Source organism: uncultured Acinetobacter sp. (assembly GCF_947626835.1).
Taxonomy (GTDB): Bacteria; Pseudomonadota; Gammaproteobacteria; order Pseudomonadales; family Moraxellaceae; genus Acinetobacter.
The window spans coordinates 25,282-42,556 of record NZ_CANQTS010000020.1 but is presented as its reverse complement, the minus strand read 5'-3'; the positions used below and the strand labels follow the sequence as shown (position 1 = coordinate 42,556).

The window sequence follows — 17,275 nt, the reverse complement described above, 5'->3', positions numbered from 1 at the left end:
GAGCACTTGAGCACTTGAGCACTTGAGCACTTGAGCACTTGAGCACTTGAGCACTTGAGCACTTGAGCACTTGAGCACTTGAGCAAGATCATAATCTAAAATATGCATCTGTCGGTAGATATGTATCCATAAAAGCCCACTTTAGCTACAGATGGCAAAGTGCTTCGTAACAGCATCTTCAAGCGACGAGCGAAGTATATAGTTACATAACTGCGCCGACAGACATAGCCTGATGCCACAGTTGCACGACAAAAATTGTCGCAACCTATACCGGTATTTATGCATAAAGAGTGGCTATTGTTGGACAAAAACCAAGCAAAAAATCAATCAAGCACGTTATGTTAATTGCATCTGATTGTTTTTCAGCTGGTCATGCTGCCTGTGCATCTATTTGATCGTGAGTATGCGCTGTTATGCCAAGTTTAACCCCACTACATGAAACCTATTGTCGTATTGATGATCGACCTTTAAGCCAAGCCGATGTTTTGGAGGGTGTGGCACAACTGTTAAGCTCACGCTTGGCTGGCGGTGTGCATCATTTGGTGTTTGCCATTCAACGTGAAATTTTATTTAAAATATTGGGTATTAATGACTTACAAAGTCAAAAAATCATGCAACTGCCCTATATCAAAAAAGCGTATCAGTTTGCATCTCAAACCTCTGAACATTATGGCAAATTTTTATTGGCGCCGGGTTTACGACATTTAGTCAATAAATTTCCCAATTTAAGGCAAAAAAAGCTCACGCCTGCTTTGCATTTTTTAGTCGGCATTTTAAATGGTGTATTGGGGCATCATTTATTCCAACATCATAATCCGCTTGCGGTGCCTATGGCGCTTTATGACCATTACGGTGAACTACATCAAGGCGATTTAGCCGGAAAAATCGTGATTTTTATTCATGGGGTGTGTATGAGCCATCTTGATTGGGGCAACACGCGCCACAGTGGCATTGCCGATAAAATTATGATGCAACGCGGTCACAAAACCTTGCTGTATTTAAACTACAATTCCGGACGACGCATTTCTGCCAATGGTCGTAGCTTATCCAATCTGTTGGCGGATTTAGTGGCACGTCATCCCAAAATTAGCAGTATTGATTTTATTGGGCATAGCATGGGTGGATTGGTAGCACGTAGCGCATTATTTTATGCCAAACAAGATCTACAAGATTGGCTGTATAGAACAGAAAATTTGGTGTGTTTAGGCTCGCCGCATCATGGTGCAGGTTTAGAGCGGTTTAGCTTTACCATGCAACAAAAAATTGGCAGTTTGCCCATCGTTAAATTATTTGCTCATTTGGTCAACATTCGCAGCAATGGCATTTTAGATTTACGTCATGGTAGCGTGCGTGATGATGATTGGGAATATCACGACGCAAGGCTTGGTTCAATTAACGATAGTCGTAAACCAGCACCTTTACCGTCACATATCAATACTTTTTTGGTGGCAGGTACTTTAGAGCATGAAAACAGACAACAGTTTGCTTTAAAAATTTTGGGTGATTATTTGGTCAGTGTAGAAAGTGCTTTGGGTGAGCATCCAAATCCGCGTTTGGCTTTAAATGTACCACAAGCCCATAAAGCAGTCTTTTATGGCTTAAATCATTTTGAAATTCAATATCATCCAAGTGTGGCTGAACAAGTGGCCTCATGGCTGTATCCACCTTCTCAAGCTCAAAAAGACACGCAACGACATGAATATTTTACCAATGTTGCACAATCAAATATTGCTTAACATAAAAAATCCCACCTTATGGGCAGGATTTTTTTTATGCATAGCGTCGCACCAATTGCCACACACTCAGCAGGCTTAAAGCTGCAAAAAATACCAATGACCAGACGGGCAAAGATTGACCTAAGAACGTCCAATCAATCACAGCACATTCACCTGAGCCTGAGAGCACTTGCTGTAGCACACTTTTAAGCGGTAGTGCATCCACCAAGTAATCTAAGCCCGGCCCACAACTGGGTACTTGATCTGGGGGTAATGTTTGCAACCAGACATGCCGTGCTGCAACACCTGCCGACCATAAAATACCAAGTGTTCCCAAGGCAGCATAGCCACGTTTAAGCCATTGCGCCTTTGGGTTATGCAACATTCCTAATAAGGAAAATAAGCCCAACAGCATTAAACCAATACGCTGAAACACGCATAATGGACATGGATTTAAACCTTGTACATGCTCAAGGTAAAGCGCAAATGCCATACCTACGACACTGGCTAGAAATAAAATTCCACTCAACATGCGATAACTGTAGCGCATGAATTTATCCTCTTATCGGTAAGCGGCCAAGTAGTCACTAAAGCTCATGGTTTGCTCTTGCTCAAGCGCTTGTTGTTGTTGTAACGAACTTTGTGCTAAGTCATCAAAATAACGTTCAGTTTCTTCACTTAATGGATATTGGCTAAATAATTCTTCGTGATCTTGCAATAACGAATAGCCCAATTGCCACATACCACCAGCATCACGGGTATCACCCACCACCATAGCAGATAAGCTGTCATTCACTTCATGAATACGCTGCTGCATAACACGCATAGCATTGCTATAAATGGAGTTGTTATAAGTTTTATTCAGTAATTGACTCATCGGCTGCATGGCATCTAAATAGCCTTGTGCCCATGTTTCAATTGGAATGCGTTGCCCATCTACCAAAATCACTGCATTTTCAGCGCGTCCACGATTGACCACTTCGGCTTGATTTTTTTCAATCTCTGCCATTTCTGGATCTAACAAGGCTGGACTGTCTTGTAATAAACAATACGTGGCTAAGGTTTCTAAGAAACCTGCCGTATTTTCATCAATGCCAATTGGGCTATACGGGTTAATGTCAACTGCACGTAATTCGATATAACCAATACCGCGATTGGCTAAAGCTTGTGATGGTGTTTCACCACTTTGCGGCACTTGCTTTGGACGTACCAAGCTATAGTATTCATTTTCAATTTGTAATACGTGATCATTAATTTGTAATGGTTCACCTTGGGCATCGTCTAAACCTAAGCGGCTAAAGACCAAATACGGCGTTTTGACCGCTTGTTGTAAACCACTCAGATAATCTTGCAAATTATTGTAGTGAATACCCAATTGTTTTTGCGCTGAATTTTGATAACCAAAATTGCCCATACGCAATGCAGTTGAATAAGGCACATACAACGTACCACGCGTCAGTGGCAACATATGATGTTCACGACCATGCATAAAACACGGCTGCACTGTTGGACTTGCACCTAGTAAAAACATTACCAATGGCGTTAAACGAATAAAATTACGAATTAAACCCAAATAACGATGGCTGCGATAATCCTGCAACGACATATTTTTTAATAAGTCATCGCTTTCTTGTTGTTGTAAGGCACTAAATACGCTGTCAGGGAAAGATAAATTGTAATGCACGCCGGCAATGGTCTGCATACGACGGCCATAACGCACGCCTAAACCACGGCGATACAAAGTTTTAAAACGCCCAATATTAGATGAGCCATATTCAGCCAAACGAATATTTTCTTCGTCTTCATCCAACATACATGGCATCGACATCGGCCATAAATGCTCATTTTCAGGCAAATGACGATGCACCACCGTATGAATATCCATTAAGTAATTTAATGCTTTTTGAATACTGGTTTGTGGTGGGGTAATAAACTCCAGCAAAGCTTCTGAATAGTCAGTGGTAATATGCGGATGAGTCAGTGCCGAACCAAGCGCTTGAGGATGGTCTGTCTGTGCAATCAGACCATCGGCTTGCATACGTAAGCATTCACGTTCGATGCCACGTAGCATGCCTTTAAATAAAGACGGCTCTACCCAAGTCGGAAGTGTAGCTTGAGAGGTCGATTCGGGTTGACTCATTCTTATCTCGCCTATTAGAAAGAAATTACCAAAATAAATTTTTCAGTTTAAACATTATAACCTGAATTCAGCTGTCAACCTTAGGGGGTGTATCCTGCAAAAGCAAACAGTTGTTGTATTTTTGGCAATTTTTTATCACAAAGTTACCCTACAAGACATGGCAATTTTGTGATTAATATAAATTTACAGCTCACAACGAGAGGTTTAGCGCATGCCATATCAACAGGTTTTAGATTTTTGGTTTAATGACGACACTCGCCCATTTTGGTTTGCCAAAAGCAATGACTTTGACCAACGTTTACGCACAGACTTTGGCAAAGTACTACAACAAGCCCAGCAAGCTGAGTTATGGCAATGGCGCAGCAGTGCTGAAGGACGCTTAGCCGAGATTCTGGTTTTAGATCAGTTTTCACGTAATGTCTATCGCAACACCCCTGCCGCATTTGCCCAAGATGCCCAAGCACTGAGCCTTGCTCAAGAAGCTATCGCTCAAGGTTTAGACCAAGCATTAACCGCAGAACAACGTAGCTTTTTATATCTGCCATTTATGCACAGTGAATCAGCTGTGGTTCACGTTGAGGCACTTAAGCTGTTTGAAGCTTTGGCTAATCCTCATAATCTAGATTATGAAATCAAGCATAAAAACATTATTGACCGTTTTGGACGCTATCCACATCGTAATGAGATTTTAGGACGTCAATCGACCGAAGAAGAATTGGAATTTTTACAACAACCGAACAGCAGTTTTTAACCACTAAACGGTTGTCACATTCAACACAGGAGCTGACCTCATGTCACGTTTATTTGGTTTAAGCTGCCTATTGGCAGCAAGTTTGACTATTGCAGGCTGTGCCAGCGCCCCTAAACAACCCCTGACTTTTGATCAACTGGGGCAATTTGCTGCCTATCCGCTCAACAGCCAAAGCTATCGCATTAGTTTTCAAGCCCGCCCGAATTTAAGCTATGCCACTGCCGAAGAAATCACCTTAGTTAAAGCTGCTCAAACGACCTTAAATCAAGGATTTAGCCATTTTAAGATCCTAGATGACCCAAGTAACCGTGCACAACAAGCCCCTCGTCAAGCGGTGGTGTATTCAAGCCCACATTATTATCCATATGGATTTTATTCGCGTCGTCCGTATTATGGGCATGATCCATTTTTTGACCAACCACGCATAGTCAATCTTGATCCTATTCAAGTGTCCTATAGCATTGAATGTTATAAAGATCAAAATACACCTCATGATGCTTTTGATGCGCGCTTAATTTTACAATCCCTTGGACAAAAATATGGCTTAAGTCCTACAGGACACGTTTTAACTGCGCCTTTACCTTAAACTTTGGATGCACTATGACCACACCACAGACCGCCTCGCCCAACTTAGCACGCAGCAAACGCTTTGCCACGATTGCTTTAGTTATTGCTGTGCTGATTTGGTTAGCACTCATGATTGCTGCAAAACTATTGCCCGATTATGTATGGCTAATTCATATTTTAATGCTCTCAGCCGAAGCAGGTGTGGTGGGTGGCTTAGCCGATTGGTACGCAATTACGGTATTGTTTCGCAATCCTTTTGGGCGTTTACCGATTCCAAAATTTTTACGTGATCACACCGCGATTATTCCACGCAACAAAGCCCGTATTGCCCAATCTATGGGGCGTTTTGTGCAAGAAAACTTTTTATCGCCACAGGTGGTGGAAAAAAGTTTGGCCAACAGTGATTTAAGTTTAGCCGCAGGCCAGTGGTTGGCAACGCATGACAATAGCCGCCAAGTGACCCAAGTTTTGCAACAAACCTTGCCTAAAGTATTCGATTTTGTGGGGCAAAAACAAATTGGTCGTTTTATCCAAAGTAACAGTGTGCAATGGGTTAAAAATACCAAGGTCAATGCTTTGGCCAGTGAAATGCTTCATGCCGTCTTGGACAATGATTTCCATCAGGATGTATTACAACGGGGTTTAGATGTGGTACATGTATGGATGCTTAATCATCCAGAAGATACCCGTGAAATGATGCGTAAACTGTTTAAGGAACTCGGGGTATCTAAATTTGCCAAAGGGGCAAGTTTCATTGGGATTGATGTTAAACAGCGCAGTATTGATTCTATGGTCGAGCGTTTAGAAGCCATGCTTGCTGACCCCGACCATCCATGGCGTTTAAAAATTGAAGACAGTGCACGTCGTTATATGCAGGATTTAAGTAATCCTCAATCGCAAGCAAGTTTAAGTTTAAATCGTGCTAAAGACGCGCTGCTCGATAGCCCACAGGTGTTAAATTTTATCAGTGGTGCTGTAGTCATTTTATTTGATGCAGTTAAACATGATTTACAGCAGGAAAATTCAGGCATTGCGGAAAACCTACGCCTTGCGATTATGCAAGTAGGACGCAACATTGCCGAAAATGCACAAGTACGCGACTTACTCAATGCTCGCATTGCCACTATGGCAGTGACCTTGTCCGATCAATACAGTGAAAAAGTGATTCGTTTTATTAGTGAACGTATTCATGAATGGGATTCACAAGAGATGATCGACAAAATTGAAAATGAGGTCGGTGGCGATTTACATATGATTCGGGTCAATGGCGTTGTGGTGGGTGCGTTCATTGGTTTGGCATTAGGCCTCATCCGCGCGATTGTAGAATATGCCATTTAAGCCTTAAAACATGTGCGATATGTATGCTATTTTTAAGCATCATTTCATTCTAATAAGAGCCTGCCATGCTAGAACTTCACTCTAAATTACCCAACCAAGGGGTGACTATTTTTAGCATCATGAGCCAACTGGCACAGCAATTGGGGGCGCTCAATTTATCGCAAGGTTTTCCCGATTTTGCCCCACCACAAGCCTTATTAGAAAGTTTAAGCCATGCCACTTTACACGGCAGCAATCAATATGCACCCGGTGATGGCTTAGCGAGCTTACGCCAACAAGTCGCCGAGTTATTTTTAAGCCGTGATCATATTCAACTTGACCCGATCACTGAAATTAGCATTACTCCCGGAGCCACCATTGGGATTTTTAGCACCATTCAAGCTTTGGTCAATGCAGGTGACGAAGTCATTGTATTTGACCCAAGCTATGACAGCTATGCTCCAAGCATCGAACTGGTTGGTGCTAAAGCAGTTCGTATTGCCTTGCAACAACCTGATTTTTCAGTCCCTTGGCAACAGGTTAAAGATGCTATCAACACCAAAACCCGCATGATTATTGTCAATACACCACATAATCCAAGCGGCAGTATGTGGTCAAAACAAGATTGGCTGAATCTGATTGAACTCATTCAAGCAAGTAATATTGTGGTGCTCTCAGATGAAGTCTATGAACATTTGGTGTATGACGGTCACAGACATTTTTCAGCACTGTCTTTTCCTGAGTTAAGGCAGCGTAGTGTGGTGGTCGGCTCCTTTGGTAAAACTTTTCATGTGACCGGTTGGAAAACGGGTTACTGTATTGCAGCGCCACATCTGATGCAGTTGTTCCGTCAGGTATATCAATTTGCCAATTTTTGCGGTGTGACCCCAGTGCAGGCTGCTTTAGCAGAGTTTATGCAACAGCATCCTGAGCATATTCAAGGCTTAAGCGCGTTTTATCAGCGCAAGCGTGATCTGTTTAATAGCGGACTGCAAGATTCACGTTTTATCTTCACACCGTCACAAGGTACTTATTTCCAAAATCTGGATTATTCTGCCATCCGTCCCGATTTAGACGATGTTGCAATGTGCCAATGGCTTGCCCATCAACATGGCATTGTGGCCATTCCAATTTCAGTGTTTTATCAACATCCCCCACAAGATTTGCGTTTAATTCGTTTTTGTTTTGCCAAACAAGATCAAACCTTAGCGCAAGCTGCAAAAATTCTAACAAATTGTTAATGCAAAAATTCTACAGACAACGCGGTTAAGCTTTGGTTAAGCTGAGTACATAACAACAACAGGATCACCTATGCCACAACAGCCAACTTTAATGGGCGAACGTAAGCTATGGAAAACCTTTTTGATTTTTCTATTGCCCTTAATTGCCACCAATATTTTACAAAACCTATCTGGCACCATTAATACCATTTTTGTAGGACAAATGATGGGCGTGGATGCGATTGCTGCGGTGGCGGTATTTTTCCCGATTTTGTTTTGTTTAATGGCATTTGTGATTGGTCTATCGGCGGGTTCCACTGTGCTTGTGGGTCAAGCATGGGGCGCGCAAAATGTAGAAAAAGTCCGTTGTGTGGTGGGTTCGACTTTATTTATGACGCTGATTGGCGGCACAGTTGTGGCTGCTTTTGGGGTGATTTTTGCCAAGCAAATTCTATTGTTATTGGGTACAGACCCAAACGTGATGCATTTGTCATTGCCGTATGTCCAATGGATGTTGGGCGGTAGCCCGTTGTTGTTTGTCTATATTATTTATACCTCTATTTTACGTGGTGTGGGTGACAGTATCACTCCGCTTATTGCATTGAGCCTGACCAGCGCGATTGGTTTGGTGATTACCCCAGTGTTAATTGCCGGTTATTTTGGTTTTCCAAAATTAGGCATTGTTGCTCCTGCTGTGGCAACCATTGTGGGTTATATGGCAGTGCTCTTATTTTTAGCCGTGTATCTCAATAAGCGTAATCATCCTTTAAAACCTGACCGAGCTTTGTTACGCCAAATTCGGCATCAACCTAAACTCAGTAAAATTATTTTGCGTTTAGGGATTCCTACCGGTATTCAAATGGTGACTACGTCTGTGGCAGGTTTAGTGATTGTGGGCTTGGTCAATCGTTATGGTTCTGAAGCCACGGCCGCTTATGGTGCGGTCAATCAAGTACTCAACTATATTCAATTTCCAGCCCTATCTATTGCAATTGCTGCTTCTATTTTTGCCGCACAAGCCATTGGTGCAGGTAAATCAGATTTACTCAACAAAGTCACACGTACTGCTTTAGGCATGAATGTTGTGTTTACCGGTGGCTTGGTGATTTTAGGCTATTTAGCCTCTAAATATTTAATGGCGTTGTTTATTACCGACCCCAAAGTGGTTGAGCTAGGACAACAACTGTTATTTATTGTGTTGTGGTCAATTGTATTTTTTGGCGCCAGTGCCATTTTTGCCTCAATTATGCGCGCCAGTGGCACGGTCACTGTACCCATGATCATTAATATTGTGGCGATTATTTTGATTGAAGTGCCTTGTGCTTATTTGTTTAGCCATTGGTGGGGCTTACAAGGCATTTGGTATGCCTATGCATTGGCATTTTTTAGCTTATGCCTCATGCAAGGTCTGTACTATCAATTTGTCTGGAAGAAAAAAACCATTACTGCGTTGGTTTAATATATCGTGGGTTTACTTCAACTTATCGCGTAATTGACTTAAACCTTGCAGTATCACTTGATAAGCACTTGGCAATAGACGTTGTAATAGATCTAAAAATTTTGCGTCATTGCCAATCAAAACACGGCGCTTATTTTTAATTACAGCCTCCAAAATTTGCTCGGCAGCTTTTTCAGCTGGATAACGTAAAAAATCATTAAAACTACGCTTTGAATCATCCACATTTATGCCTAAACTCGCCAAACTTTGGTTCATACGTGCAGCATTGGCAATATTGGTTTTAATCCCACCTGGATGCACACACAGTGCACTCACCCCACATGCTTGACGATCTAATTCTTGACGCAAAGCTTCGGTAAAACCTCGTACTGCAAACTTACTTGCGTTATAACCCGACTGCGTTGGCTGCGCTGTTAAACCAAAAACACTTGAAATATTCACCACATGCCCTGCACCACTTTGCTTAATGAAAGGCAAAAAGCTTTTGGTGCCATAGACCACACCCCAAAAATTAATATCCATAATCCACTCAAGTTCTTCATAGCTTGCACCCTCTACCGTGGAACCCAGTGCTACACCAGCATTATTAAAAATAAAATTCACCTGCTGATGGGTTTGCATCACTTGTTCTGCCCATGCTTCCACTTGATGTTTTTGTGCTACATCTACCACCGTTAAGCTGATGATCACCTTGTCTGTAATTAAGTCACGCGTGGCTTGTAAACCCTGTACATTGATGTCGCTTAACGCCAAATGACAGCCTTTTTTGGCCAGTAAAATTGCCAATTGTTGACCAATACCTGAGCCGGCACCAGTAATTGCTGCAACTTTATTTTCAAAATAGCGCATCGCTTATCTGCTCAAGAAAAAAATCACATCTTATAAGAAATACAGTTTTTGTCACTGTCATACTAACGATTCATTCAAAGTTACAGCAGCTTAATTCTTAAATTTTCCGTGCAATTTTCTATAGCAACATCTTGCAATGATTATGACACTTGGCCGAAATACAGATTTTATGTATTAATCACTTAATTTAAAGGCATTTTTAGCTTGCGCTATGAATAGCCACTGGATTTTTTTATCTCACGCAATGCTTAGCTTAAACCCTGATTTACAATAGATTTAAATCAAGCTTTACCATGCCATGTTAGTTTTCTCATATGTAATATCAGCAATATTAAGCCGTTTAAAGTTGCCTTATTCATAGATTAAGTATCAAAAATCATTCTAAAAACAGTCACATTTTTTTACTAAAACTCCGCACAGCTTAGCTTTTGCAATGATACTGTCATAATTAGTCTTTGTAATAAGCCTGTCATAAACCGTGATCAAAACATAGGATATTGCGTTGTGAAAGATGACTACATTTTAATTGTCGATGATGAATTGCCGATTCGCGAAATGCTGCATACTGCTTTAGATATGGCAGGCTTCCAATGCTTGCAAGCGGAAGATGCAAAGCAGGCGCATCAAATGATTGTCGATCAACGCCCATCTTTAATCCTATTGGATTGGATGATGCCCGGTGGTGTGAGCGGTATAGATTTGTGCCGTCGTTTAAAACGCGATGAAAACTTGGCTGAAATTCCAGTCATCATGCTCACAGCGCGCGGTGAAGAAGATCATAAGGTACAAGGCTTAGATGCCGGTGCCGATGACTACATGACCAAACCATTTTCTACCCGTGAATTGGTGTCACGCATTAAAGCTGTGTTACGCCGTGCCAATGCCTTAAGCGGTGAAAAGCCAATTGATGCCAATGGCTTAATCTTAGATCCGGTCAGTCAACGTGTCAGCTTTGGACAAAGCATTTTAGAAATGGGTCCAACTGAGTACCGTTTATTGGCATTTTTTATGACCCATCCTGAGCGCGCTTATACCCGCGCCCAATTGCTTGATCAAGTCTGGGGTGGTAATGTTTACATTGAAGACCGCACCATTGATGTGCATATTCGTCGCTTACGTAAAATTTTAGAACCGTTTGGCGCTGACCGTTATGTACAAACTGTACGTGGTACAGGTTATCGCTTCTCAACCCGCGCGGATGTTGCTTTAGGTTAACTATGTATGAACCCTACCCCGTGCCTGAGATTGCCCGCGAACATAAACAGTTTCGCTACAGCAGTCTATGGGCATTTGCCAAACAAGACTTGCGTTTATTGGCATTTTTTCTACTCATCGCAACACTGATTGGTTTTGGTACAGGGTATTTAGGCCCATGCATTTTGTTTGCATGTGCACTGTTTTTTGCTTTGCAAATGCGTTCGTTATATTTGGTTAATGATTGGATTTCTAATCGTCCTTACGATATTCCACCAAACTTAGATGGGATTTGGGGCGCATTGTTGTTCAATGTTTATCGGGCGCAACGCCAAGAACGTATTGTACAAGCAGAGATGGTAGGCTTAATTGATCGTGCTCAATCGTCTTTGGTGGCATTACAAGAAGCTGTGGTATTAATTGACGAAAACCATCAAATTGAATGGTGGAATCCTGCAGCCGAGCGCTTATTAGGCTTTCAAAGTTTAGACCGTGGCCGTAGTTTATTAACCATTTTGCGTCAGCCTATTTTTATTGAGTACTTTCATCATATTGATGATGCACCTGATGGCATTAAAATGAAATCTTCAGTTTTTGAAGACCATTATGTGCAAGTCAAAATGACCCGTTTTGGTGGTGAAAGTCGTTTATTGGTGGCTTACGATGTCACGCGTATGCATAACCTTGAGCAAATGCGTAAAGACTTTGTCGATAATATTTCGCACGAATTACGTACCCCACTGACGGTTTTAAGTGGCTATATCGAAACTTTTACCGACCAAGAAGATATTAATCCGCGTTGGAAACGTGCTTTCGATCAGATGCAATCGCAAACACGACGCATGAATGCTTTGGTGAATGATTTACTGCTCTTATCACGCCTAGAAAATGATAAAAGTATTGTGAAAAATCAAATTATTGATATGCCAACTTTAATGAATCAATTGTTTGATGATGCACAAGCCTATAACGTTGATTACGGTCATACTTTGAATCTAGACATCGACAGTCATTGTGATTTGATTGGTTCGGACAGCGAATTGGCCAGTGCCTTTACTAACCTCATTACCAATGCCATTAAATACACGCCAAAAGGCGGCACGGTCACCATTGGTTGGCATGATGATGGTGAACAAGGCATCTTAACGGTGCAGGACACAGGCATCGGCATTGACCCTAAACATCTACCACGTTTAACCGAACGTTTTTATCGGGTTGATAGCGCACGTAGCCGTCAAACCGGTGGTACAGGTTTGGGTTTAGCCATTGTAAAACACGTATTGATGCAGCATAACGCGCACCTTGAAATTGAATCTAAAGAAAATCAAGGTTCATTATTTAAAGTCATTTTTCCGAAAGAAAGACTCTATAAAATGCTGTAAAAAAAATCCCTCAATTTGAGGGATTTTTTTTATTAAAGCATATGCCCCAAGGCTTTGCCCATTTCCACCGCAGAGTTGGCGCCAAATGCTGGATCCCACTGGATCTTGTTGTGTTCAAACAAAACAATTGCAGTAGAGCCTAAATAAAAACGTCCAAGTTCTGCGCCTTTTTCTAAGAATAAATCATGTTGATTCAGCTCTAAGCGCCCTGTTGGTTTGACCTTACCTGTCGCAACCGTTTCAATGCCGGCCACAATCATCGCACCGACTAACACCACCGCCATACGACCTAGCTCAGTATCAAACAAGCAGACCATACGCTCATTACGGGCAAATAAACCCGGAATATTTTCAGCGGTGGTTTGGTTTACCGAAAACAACTCACCCGGTACGTACAAAGTTTCAGTTAACGTACCTGCAAATGGCATATGCACACGGTGATAATCTTTTGGCGATAAATATACAGTCGCAAATTGCCCATTTTTAAACGGTTCAGCCAGCTGTGGATCAGCAATCAGTTTTTCTACCGAAAAGCTTTGTCCTTTGGCTTGAAAAACATCACCCTCTACAATGCCACCAATTTGTGAAATAGCACCGTCAGCAGGTGACACAATACTACTTGGCTCTTGGTCAACTGCACGTACACCCTCTTTTAAAGCACGGGTAAAAAATTCATTAAATGATTTATATTTTAATGCGTTGTCTTGCTCAGCAATTGACATATCAATGCCATATTGCGCCTTAAATGCAGTAATCACCGCATTTTTAAGCAGTGGCTGTTCTGTTGCAGCAAGTTTACCCACAATACGTGACAATTGATGTTGTGGGACAACGTTTTGCGCTTTAATAAAAATCTGTTGTTTTAAACGTGATGTGAGGCTCAAGACGGCAACTCTCCAGTAATGATTGGACTGCTGAGGCGATTGCCCCATTCACTCCATGCACCATCATAGGCGCGAATATTCCACCCTAACAAACGTCCGACAATATAAGCCAAACCAGAACGGTGGTGTGACTGACAATACACCACCACAGGCTCATTCAGATTAAAACCCAAATGTTCTAAGCGTTGTTGGGTACGTTCTAAAGGCTGCAATTTTAGATGATTTTGCCGATTAAGGGCAGTACTCCATTCAAAATGTCGTGCCCCCGGAATATGTCCACCACGGCGCGCAGCTAAACGTAAACCGGTGTATTCATCTTCGGTACGACAATCCCAGAGTTGTATATTTTGGCGTTCAACTAAATCAAGCAGCTCATCATATTCAATACGGTATTGCAAATTCAGCTCAGCCTTCACTAAATTGGCTATTTGGGGTAGCTGTACTGCATCAGAAGAGGTGGGTAGTTGCGCTGCTAGCCATGCATGAATCCCACCATTGATTAAACTAGTGTTTTCAAAGCCAAGACAATGTAAATTCCAAATTAAACGCCCAGCCCAAGCGCCCCCTTCATCATCATAAGCCACCACATGGTGCTCAGGAGAAATCTGTAAATATTCAATGAGGCTTTGTAATTGCTCAAGCTCAGGTAATAAACCTGAGGCATATTCTTCTTGACGCACCAAAAGTTTTGGCGCTAGATGCACAGCACCGGGAATATGTAATTGTTCATATACCGAACGGCGGCTTAAATCAACAATACGTAATTGCTCATGCCCTAAAAATGGCACAACATCTTCGGCTTCAATCAGCAAATCAAAATTGAAATGGGTCATCGTTGTAATCGTTATATCAAGGTCGCTTAAAATATTAGCATAGCGTTTTGCAATACTTGTGCTGATTTTTAAGCAATGATAAGCAAAAAATCAGCACATCTGTCATTTATTCAGCTTCTTGAATATCAAATACTTGACGTAGATAGGCTAAGAATGTGTCGTTATCGGTCATGGTTTTGCCCGGACTATCCGAGATTTTTGCCACCGACTGACCATTACATTCCACCAGTTTTAACACAATATTGAGTGGTGTTTGCCCCATGTCATTGGTTAAGTTCGTGCCAATACCAAAGCTGACTTGAAAACGGTCTTTAAAGTATTGATACAACTGCCATGCTTTTTCCACATCTAGACCATCACTAAAGGTAAGCATTTTGGTTTTACTGTCAATTTTGAGCTTTTTATAATGCTCATAGGCTTTGTCCCCCCATTCATAAGGGTCGCCACTGTCATGACGCAAACCATCAAATAACTTGGCAAAATACAAATCAAAATCACGTAAGAAAGCATCCATGCCAACCACATCGGTTAAAGCAATACCTAAATCACCACGGTATTCTTGCACCCATGTTTCAAGCGCGGACTTTTGGAAATCCCGTAACCGCACATCTAAAGCCTGAAAAGCTTGTAAAAACTCATGTGCCATAGTACCAATTGGCGTGATATTCAACTCTTTGGCTAAAAAGACATTGCTGGTACCACGGAAAATATTAGGTACGGCTTGATGAAATTGTTGTACCACATGTTTTTGCCATTCAAAGCTATAACGACGACGCGTACCAAAATCAGACACCAAAAATGGCGGATCTTCAGGATTTTGCTGCGCTTGATAGCTTTGCATTAAGGCGATTTTATTTTTTAAACGCAGCTGACCTTGTTCTAAGACAGATGCTGAACGGATCTTGTTAAAATATAACTCATTCACAATGGCCAGCACGAAGATTTCAAACATCATCGCCTGTACCATTGGTCCTTCGACCCAGATATCCAAACGACCTTCATGGTCAATACCCGCTTTAATAAAACGACGTTTGAGTTGGAACAATTCTAAATAATCAACAAAGTCGCTTTTAATAAAACGCAAACTACGTAAATAAGTCAGTTCATCTTCTTTAAATTTAAGTTCACATAAGTAGTCAAGCTGTTGTTGGAGTTCAGGCAAAATATCAACCAAAGGATATTCAGTCTGCTCCAAATTACGACAGCGAAAATGATAGACGCTATGCGTTTGAGGAAATTTGTGTAATACCACCTGTAGCATGGTAAATTTATACAGGTCAGTATCCAGCAAGGATTGAATGATGGGTTGCATATTCTGCTCGTGAAGAATTCCTATCTTCACTATAAAAACTTAATTGACAGTTGCAAATCAAAAAAAACGATTCTGGGGCATTTTTTACATTTTTAATGTATATCTGTCATCATTTGGCGCATAAAGTCATGTTAGTTTTTAATTAATCAGTTTAACTTCACTTAGCATTTAGACTGTTCTTATTATTTTTGATAACCACATCACAAAACATTAACATATTATGTTAATTTAATGATGATTAAATATTTTTTTAATTATATTTTATTGCAATAGATAAGCTTTTTAATTAGCATAGTTCTTAGCAAAAAATGTATTGTTTTGCTAAAAAAAGTAAAATCTTTACTCTATTTTTATACCACCCAGGGGACCCACCATGGCTAAATTGACTTTAGATGAATTAGCAGAAATTGACGGCTTTGTAGCAGCTGCACTTGTAGACAGCTCAAGTGGCCTTGCACTAGCAACTTTAGGTAGTGGTTTAGACTTAGAATTAGCAGCTGCTGGTAACACTGAAGTAATTCGTGCAAAAGTAAAAACTGCAAAAGCACTACAACTAAATGACAAAATTGAAGATATTTTAATTACTTTAGGTAAACAATATCACTTAATGCGTCCGCTTGACCGTAACGATGAGTTGTTCTTGTACCTTGTATTAGACCGTCAAAAATCAAACCTTGCAATGGCACGTCATGAATTACGTGGCTTTGAAAAAGGTTTAGATTTCGCTTAATTGTGAACTGACATAAAAAAATCTGTCATCAATGACAGATTTTTTTATGCTTAAAAACGCATTTATTCACCACGTTCAGAAGCATTAGCTTGTTGCATTTTAGTTGAGTAATCAACACCATGCTGCTTTAAATAATCCCGAATCAATTGACGCACAACCTGAGAAGGTTTGAGATCTTGACCTGCACAGAGTTCTTCAAAGGCTTGCTTTTTTATAGGGTCGATGAGTACAGTTAGACGCGCTGTTTTATTTTCCATAATTCAAAATAGATCTTAAATTCACATAAAATTATAATATGATTAACATTTAACTTTCTCAAGTATTTTATCGTTTGTTTTTTAACTTAAGCTTAAAAAGGTCGATCGCCATCGACCTTAATCAATCCTATAGATTACTCTTTTAAAAGCTGTTTGAGCTTTTCATCTTGTCCAATGACTTTGGCAAATTCAGCTACAGTTTTTTGACCCGTTTGTTTGGCATTTACATCGCAATCCACATTTTTAAGTTGCTTTGCAATTGACCATTCCAATTTAAAAATTGCGCCCATTAACGCTGTATTGCCTTTATGATCACGTAAACAACGATCAGCCCCTTGCTCAATTAAAGTGCTGACAATATCTTGATGTCCGTAATAACTGGCCATCATCAAAGCGGTATAACCATCGTGATTTTTAATATCCACGGGGAAGCCATGCTTTAAAAACTCTTGAATGACTTCATGGTTGCCTGTACGAGCCGCGGCAAAATAAAGATCAATCAATTCTTGTTGAGCAGGTTGTTTGACTGCTGCATGTGTTGGTTGTGCTTGGCTTGATCCAGCAAACAAGCCTAAAGCTACAGTCAGCAGCATGCTTTTCAATAAATTCATGGTTGTTCCTATAGATAGATTGAATGATGTCAAACCAATAGTGCCTGTAAAACT

17 protein-coding genes are annotated in these 17,275 nt (G+C 41.0%); 9 read left to right on the top strand and 8 right to left on the bottom strand.

Annotation, left to right across the window (positions count from 1 at the left end):
- Positions 1–413 precede the first annotated feature (413 nt).
- Positions 414–1,736, top strand: coding sequence for a hypothetical protein (locus Q0Z55_RS08905; RefSeq protein WP_366806871.1), 1,323 nt, complete (start codon positions 414–416; stop codon positions 1,734–1,736).
- Positions 1,737–1,770: 34 nt separating this feature from the next.
- On the opposite strand, the gene Q0Z55_RS08900 is transcribed toward Q0Z55_RS08905, so the two are convergent.
- On the bottom strand, positions 1,771–2,265 hold the full coding sequence (locus Q0Z55_RS08900; RefSeq protein ID WP_297427234.1) for a disulfide bond formation protein B: 495 nt from the start codon (positions 2,263–2,265) through the stop codon (positions 1,771–1,773).
- 12 nt (positions 2,266–2,277) lie between these two features.
- Entirely contained in the window at positions 2,278–3,855 is a 1,578-nt protein-coding gene (gene gshA / locus Q0Z55_RS08895) for a glutamate--cysteine ligase (RefSeq protein ID WP_297427231.1), read from the bottom strand.
- A 211-nt stretch (positions 3,856–4,066) separates the two neighbouring features.
- Between gshA and Q0Z55_RS08890 the strand changes: the two genes are divergently transcribed.
- From Q0Z55_RS08890 to Q0Z55_RS08870, 5 genes are all read left to right on the top strand, one after another.
- Positions 4,067–4,606, top strand: a complete 540-nt coding sequence (locus Q0Z55_RS08890; RefSeq protein WP_297427228.1) for a DUF924 family protein — start codon at positions 4,067–4,069, stop codon at positions 4,604–4,606.
- A 40-nt stretch (positions 4,607–4,646) separates the two neighbouring features.
- Positions 4,647–5,192 carry a hypothetical protein gene (locus Q0Z55_RS08885; protein WP_297427224.1) on the top strand — a complete coding sequence of 182 codons (546 nt, stop codon included), beginning with the start codon at positions 4,647–4,649 and terminating at the stop codon, positions 5,190–5,192.
- Positions 5,193–5,206: 14 nt separating this feature from the next.
- Positions 5,207–6,511, top strand: a complete 1,305-nt coding sequence (locus Q0Z55_RS08880) for a DUF445 domain-containing protein (protein ID WP_297427221.1) — start codon at positions 5,207–5,209, stop codon at positions 6,509–6,511.
- Between the two features lie 65 nt (positions 6,512–6,576).
- Positions 6,577–7,731 carry a methionine aminotransferase gene (locus tag Q0Z55_RS08875; protein WP_297427218.1) on the top strand — a complete coding sequence of 385 codons (1,155 nt, stop codon included), beginning with the start codon at positions 6,577–6,579 and terminating at the stop codon, positions 7,729–7,731.
- Between the two features lie 70 nt (positions 7,732–7,801).
- The gene (locus Q0Z55_RS08870; RefSeq protein WP_297427215.1) at positions 7,802–9,169 is read left to right on the top strand and encodes an MATE family efflux transporter; all 1,368 of its coding nucleotides are present in this window, start codon (positions 7,802–7,804) and stop codon (positions 9,167–9,169) included.
- Between the two features lie 12 nt (positions 9,170–9,181).
- Here Q0Z55_RS08870 and Q0Z55_RS08865 read toward each other — a convergent pair whose 3' ends face one another.
- Positions 9,182–10,018 (bottom strand): SDR family NAD(P)-dependent oxidoreductase, encoded by an 837-nt coding sequence (locus tag Q0Z55_RS08865; protein WP_297427213.1) that lies wholly within the window; start codon positions 10,016–10,018, stop codon positions 9,182–9,184.
- A gap of 504 nt (positions 10,019–10,522) precedes the next feature.
- Between Q0Z55_RS08865 and phoB the strand changes: the two genes are divergently transcribed.
- Together phoB and phoR are read left to right on the top strand one after the other, a co-directional pair.
- Positions 10,523–11,233, top strand: a complete 711-nt coding sequence (phoB, locus tag Q0Z55_RS08860; RefSeq protein ID WP_297427210.1) for a phosphate regulon transcriptional regulator PhoB — start codon at positions 10,523–10,525, stop codon at positions 11,231–11,233.
- 2 nt (positions 11,234–11,235) lie between these two features.
- Positions 11,236–12,594 carry a phosphate regulon sensor histidine kinase PhoR gene (gene phoR / locus Q0Z55_RS08855; RefSeq protein ID WP_297427207.1) on the top strand — a complete coding sequence of 453 codons (1,359 nt, stop codon included), beginning with the start codon at positions 11,236–11,238 and terminating at the stop codon, positions 12,592–12,594.
- 32 nt (positions 12,595–12,626) lie between these two features.
- Here phoR and asd read toward each other — a convergent pair whose 3' ends face one another.
- The 3 genes from asd to pncB all read right to left on the bottom strand — a co-directional run bounded on the left by asd (position 12,627) and on the right by pncB (position 15,623).
- Positions 12,627–13,478: an archaetidylserine decarboxylase gene (gene asd / locus Q0Z55_RS08850; RefSeq protein WP_297427204.1), complete on the bottom strand. Its 852-nt coding sequence runs from the start codon at positions 13,476–13,478 to the stop codon at positions 12,627–12,629.
- The gene (locus Q0Z55_RS08845; RefSeq protein ID WP_297427201.1) at positions 13,475–14,311 is read right to left on the bottom strand and encodes a sulfurtransferase; all 837 of its coding nucleotides are present in this window, start codon (positions 14,309–14,311) and stop codon (positions 13,475–13,477) included. The genes asd and Q0Z55_RS08845 overlap by 4 nt, the downstream gene beginning before the upstream one ends.
- A gap of 106 nt (positions 14,312–14,417) precedes the next feature.
- Complete coding sequence (pncB, locus tag Q0Z55_RS08840; protein WP_297427198.1) at positions 14,418–15,623, bottom strand: nicotinate phosphoribosyltransferase; 1,206 nt, start codon at positions 15,621–15,623, stop codon at positions 14,418–14,420.
- Positions 15,624–15,996: 373 nt separating this feature from the next.
- On the opposite strand from pncB, the gene Q0Z55_RS08835 reads away from it, so the two are divergent.
- Positions 15,997–16,353, top strand: coding sequence for a roadblock/LC7 domain-containing protein (locus Q0Z55_RS08835; protein WP_297427195.1), 357 nt, complete (start codon positions 15,997–15,999; stop codon positions 16,351–16,353).
- Between the two features lie 62 nt (positions 16,354–16,415).
- Here Q0Z55_RS08835 and Q0Z55_RS08830 read toward each other — a convergent pair whose 3' ends face one another.
- Together Q0Z55_RS08830 and Q0Z55_RS08825 are read right to left on the bottom strand one after the other, a co-directional pair.
- Complete coding sequence (locus tag Q0Z55_RS08830; RefSeq protein ID WP_297427191.1) at positions 16,416–16,610, bottom strand: CopG family transcriptional regulator; 195 nt, start codon at positions 16,608–16,610, stop codon at positions 16,416–16,418.
- A 134-nt stretch (positions 16,611–16,744) separates the two neighbouring features.
- On the bottom strand, positions 16,745–17,203 hold the full coding sequence (locus Q0Z55_RS08825) for an ankyrin repeat domain-containing protein (RefSeq protein ID WP_297427240.1): 459 nt from the start codon (positions 17,201–17,203) through the stop codon (positions 16,745–16,747).
- Between the last annotated feature and the right edge of the window lie 72 nt (positions 17,204–17,275).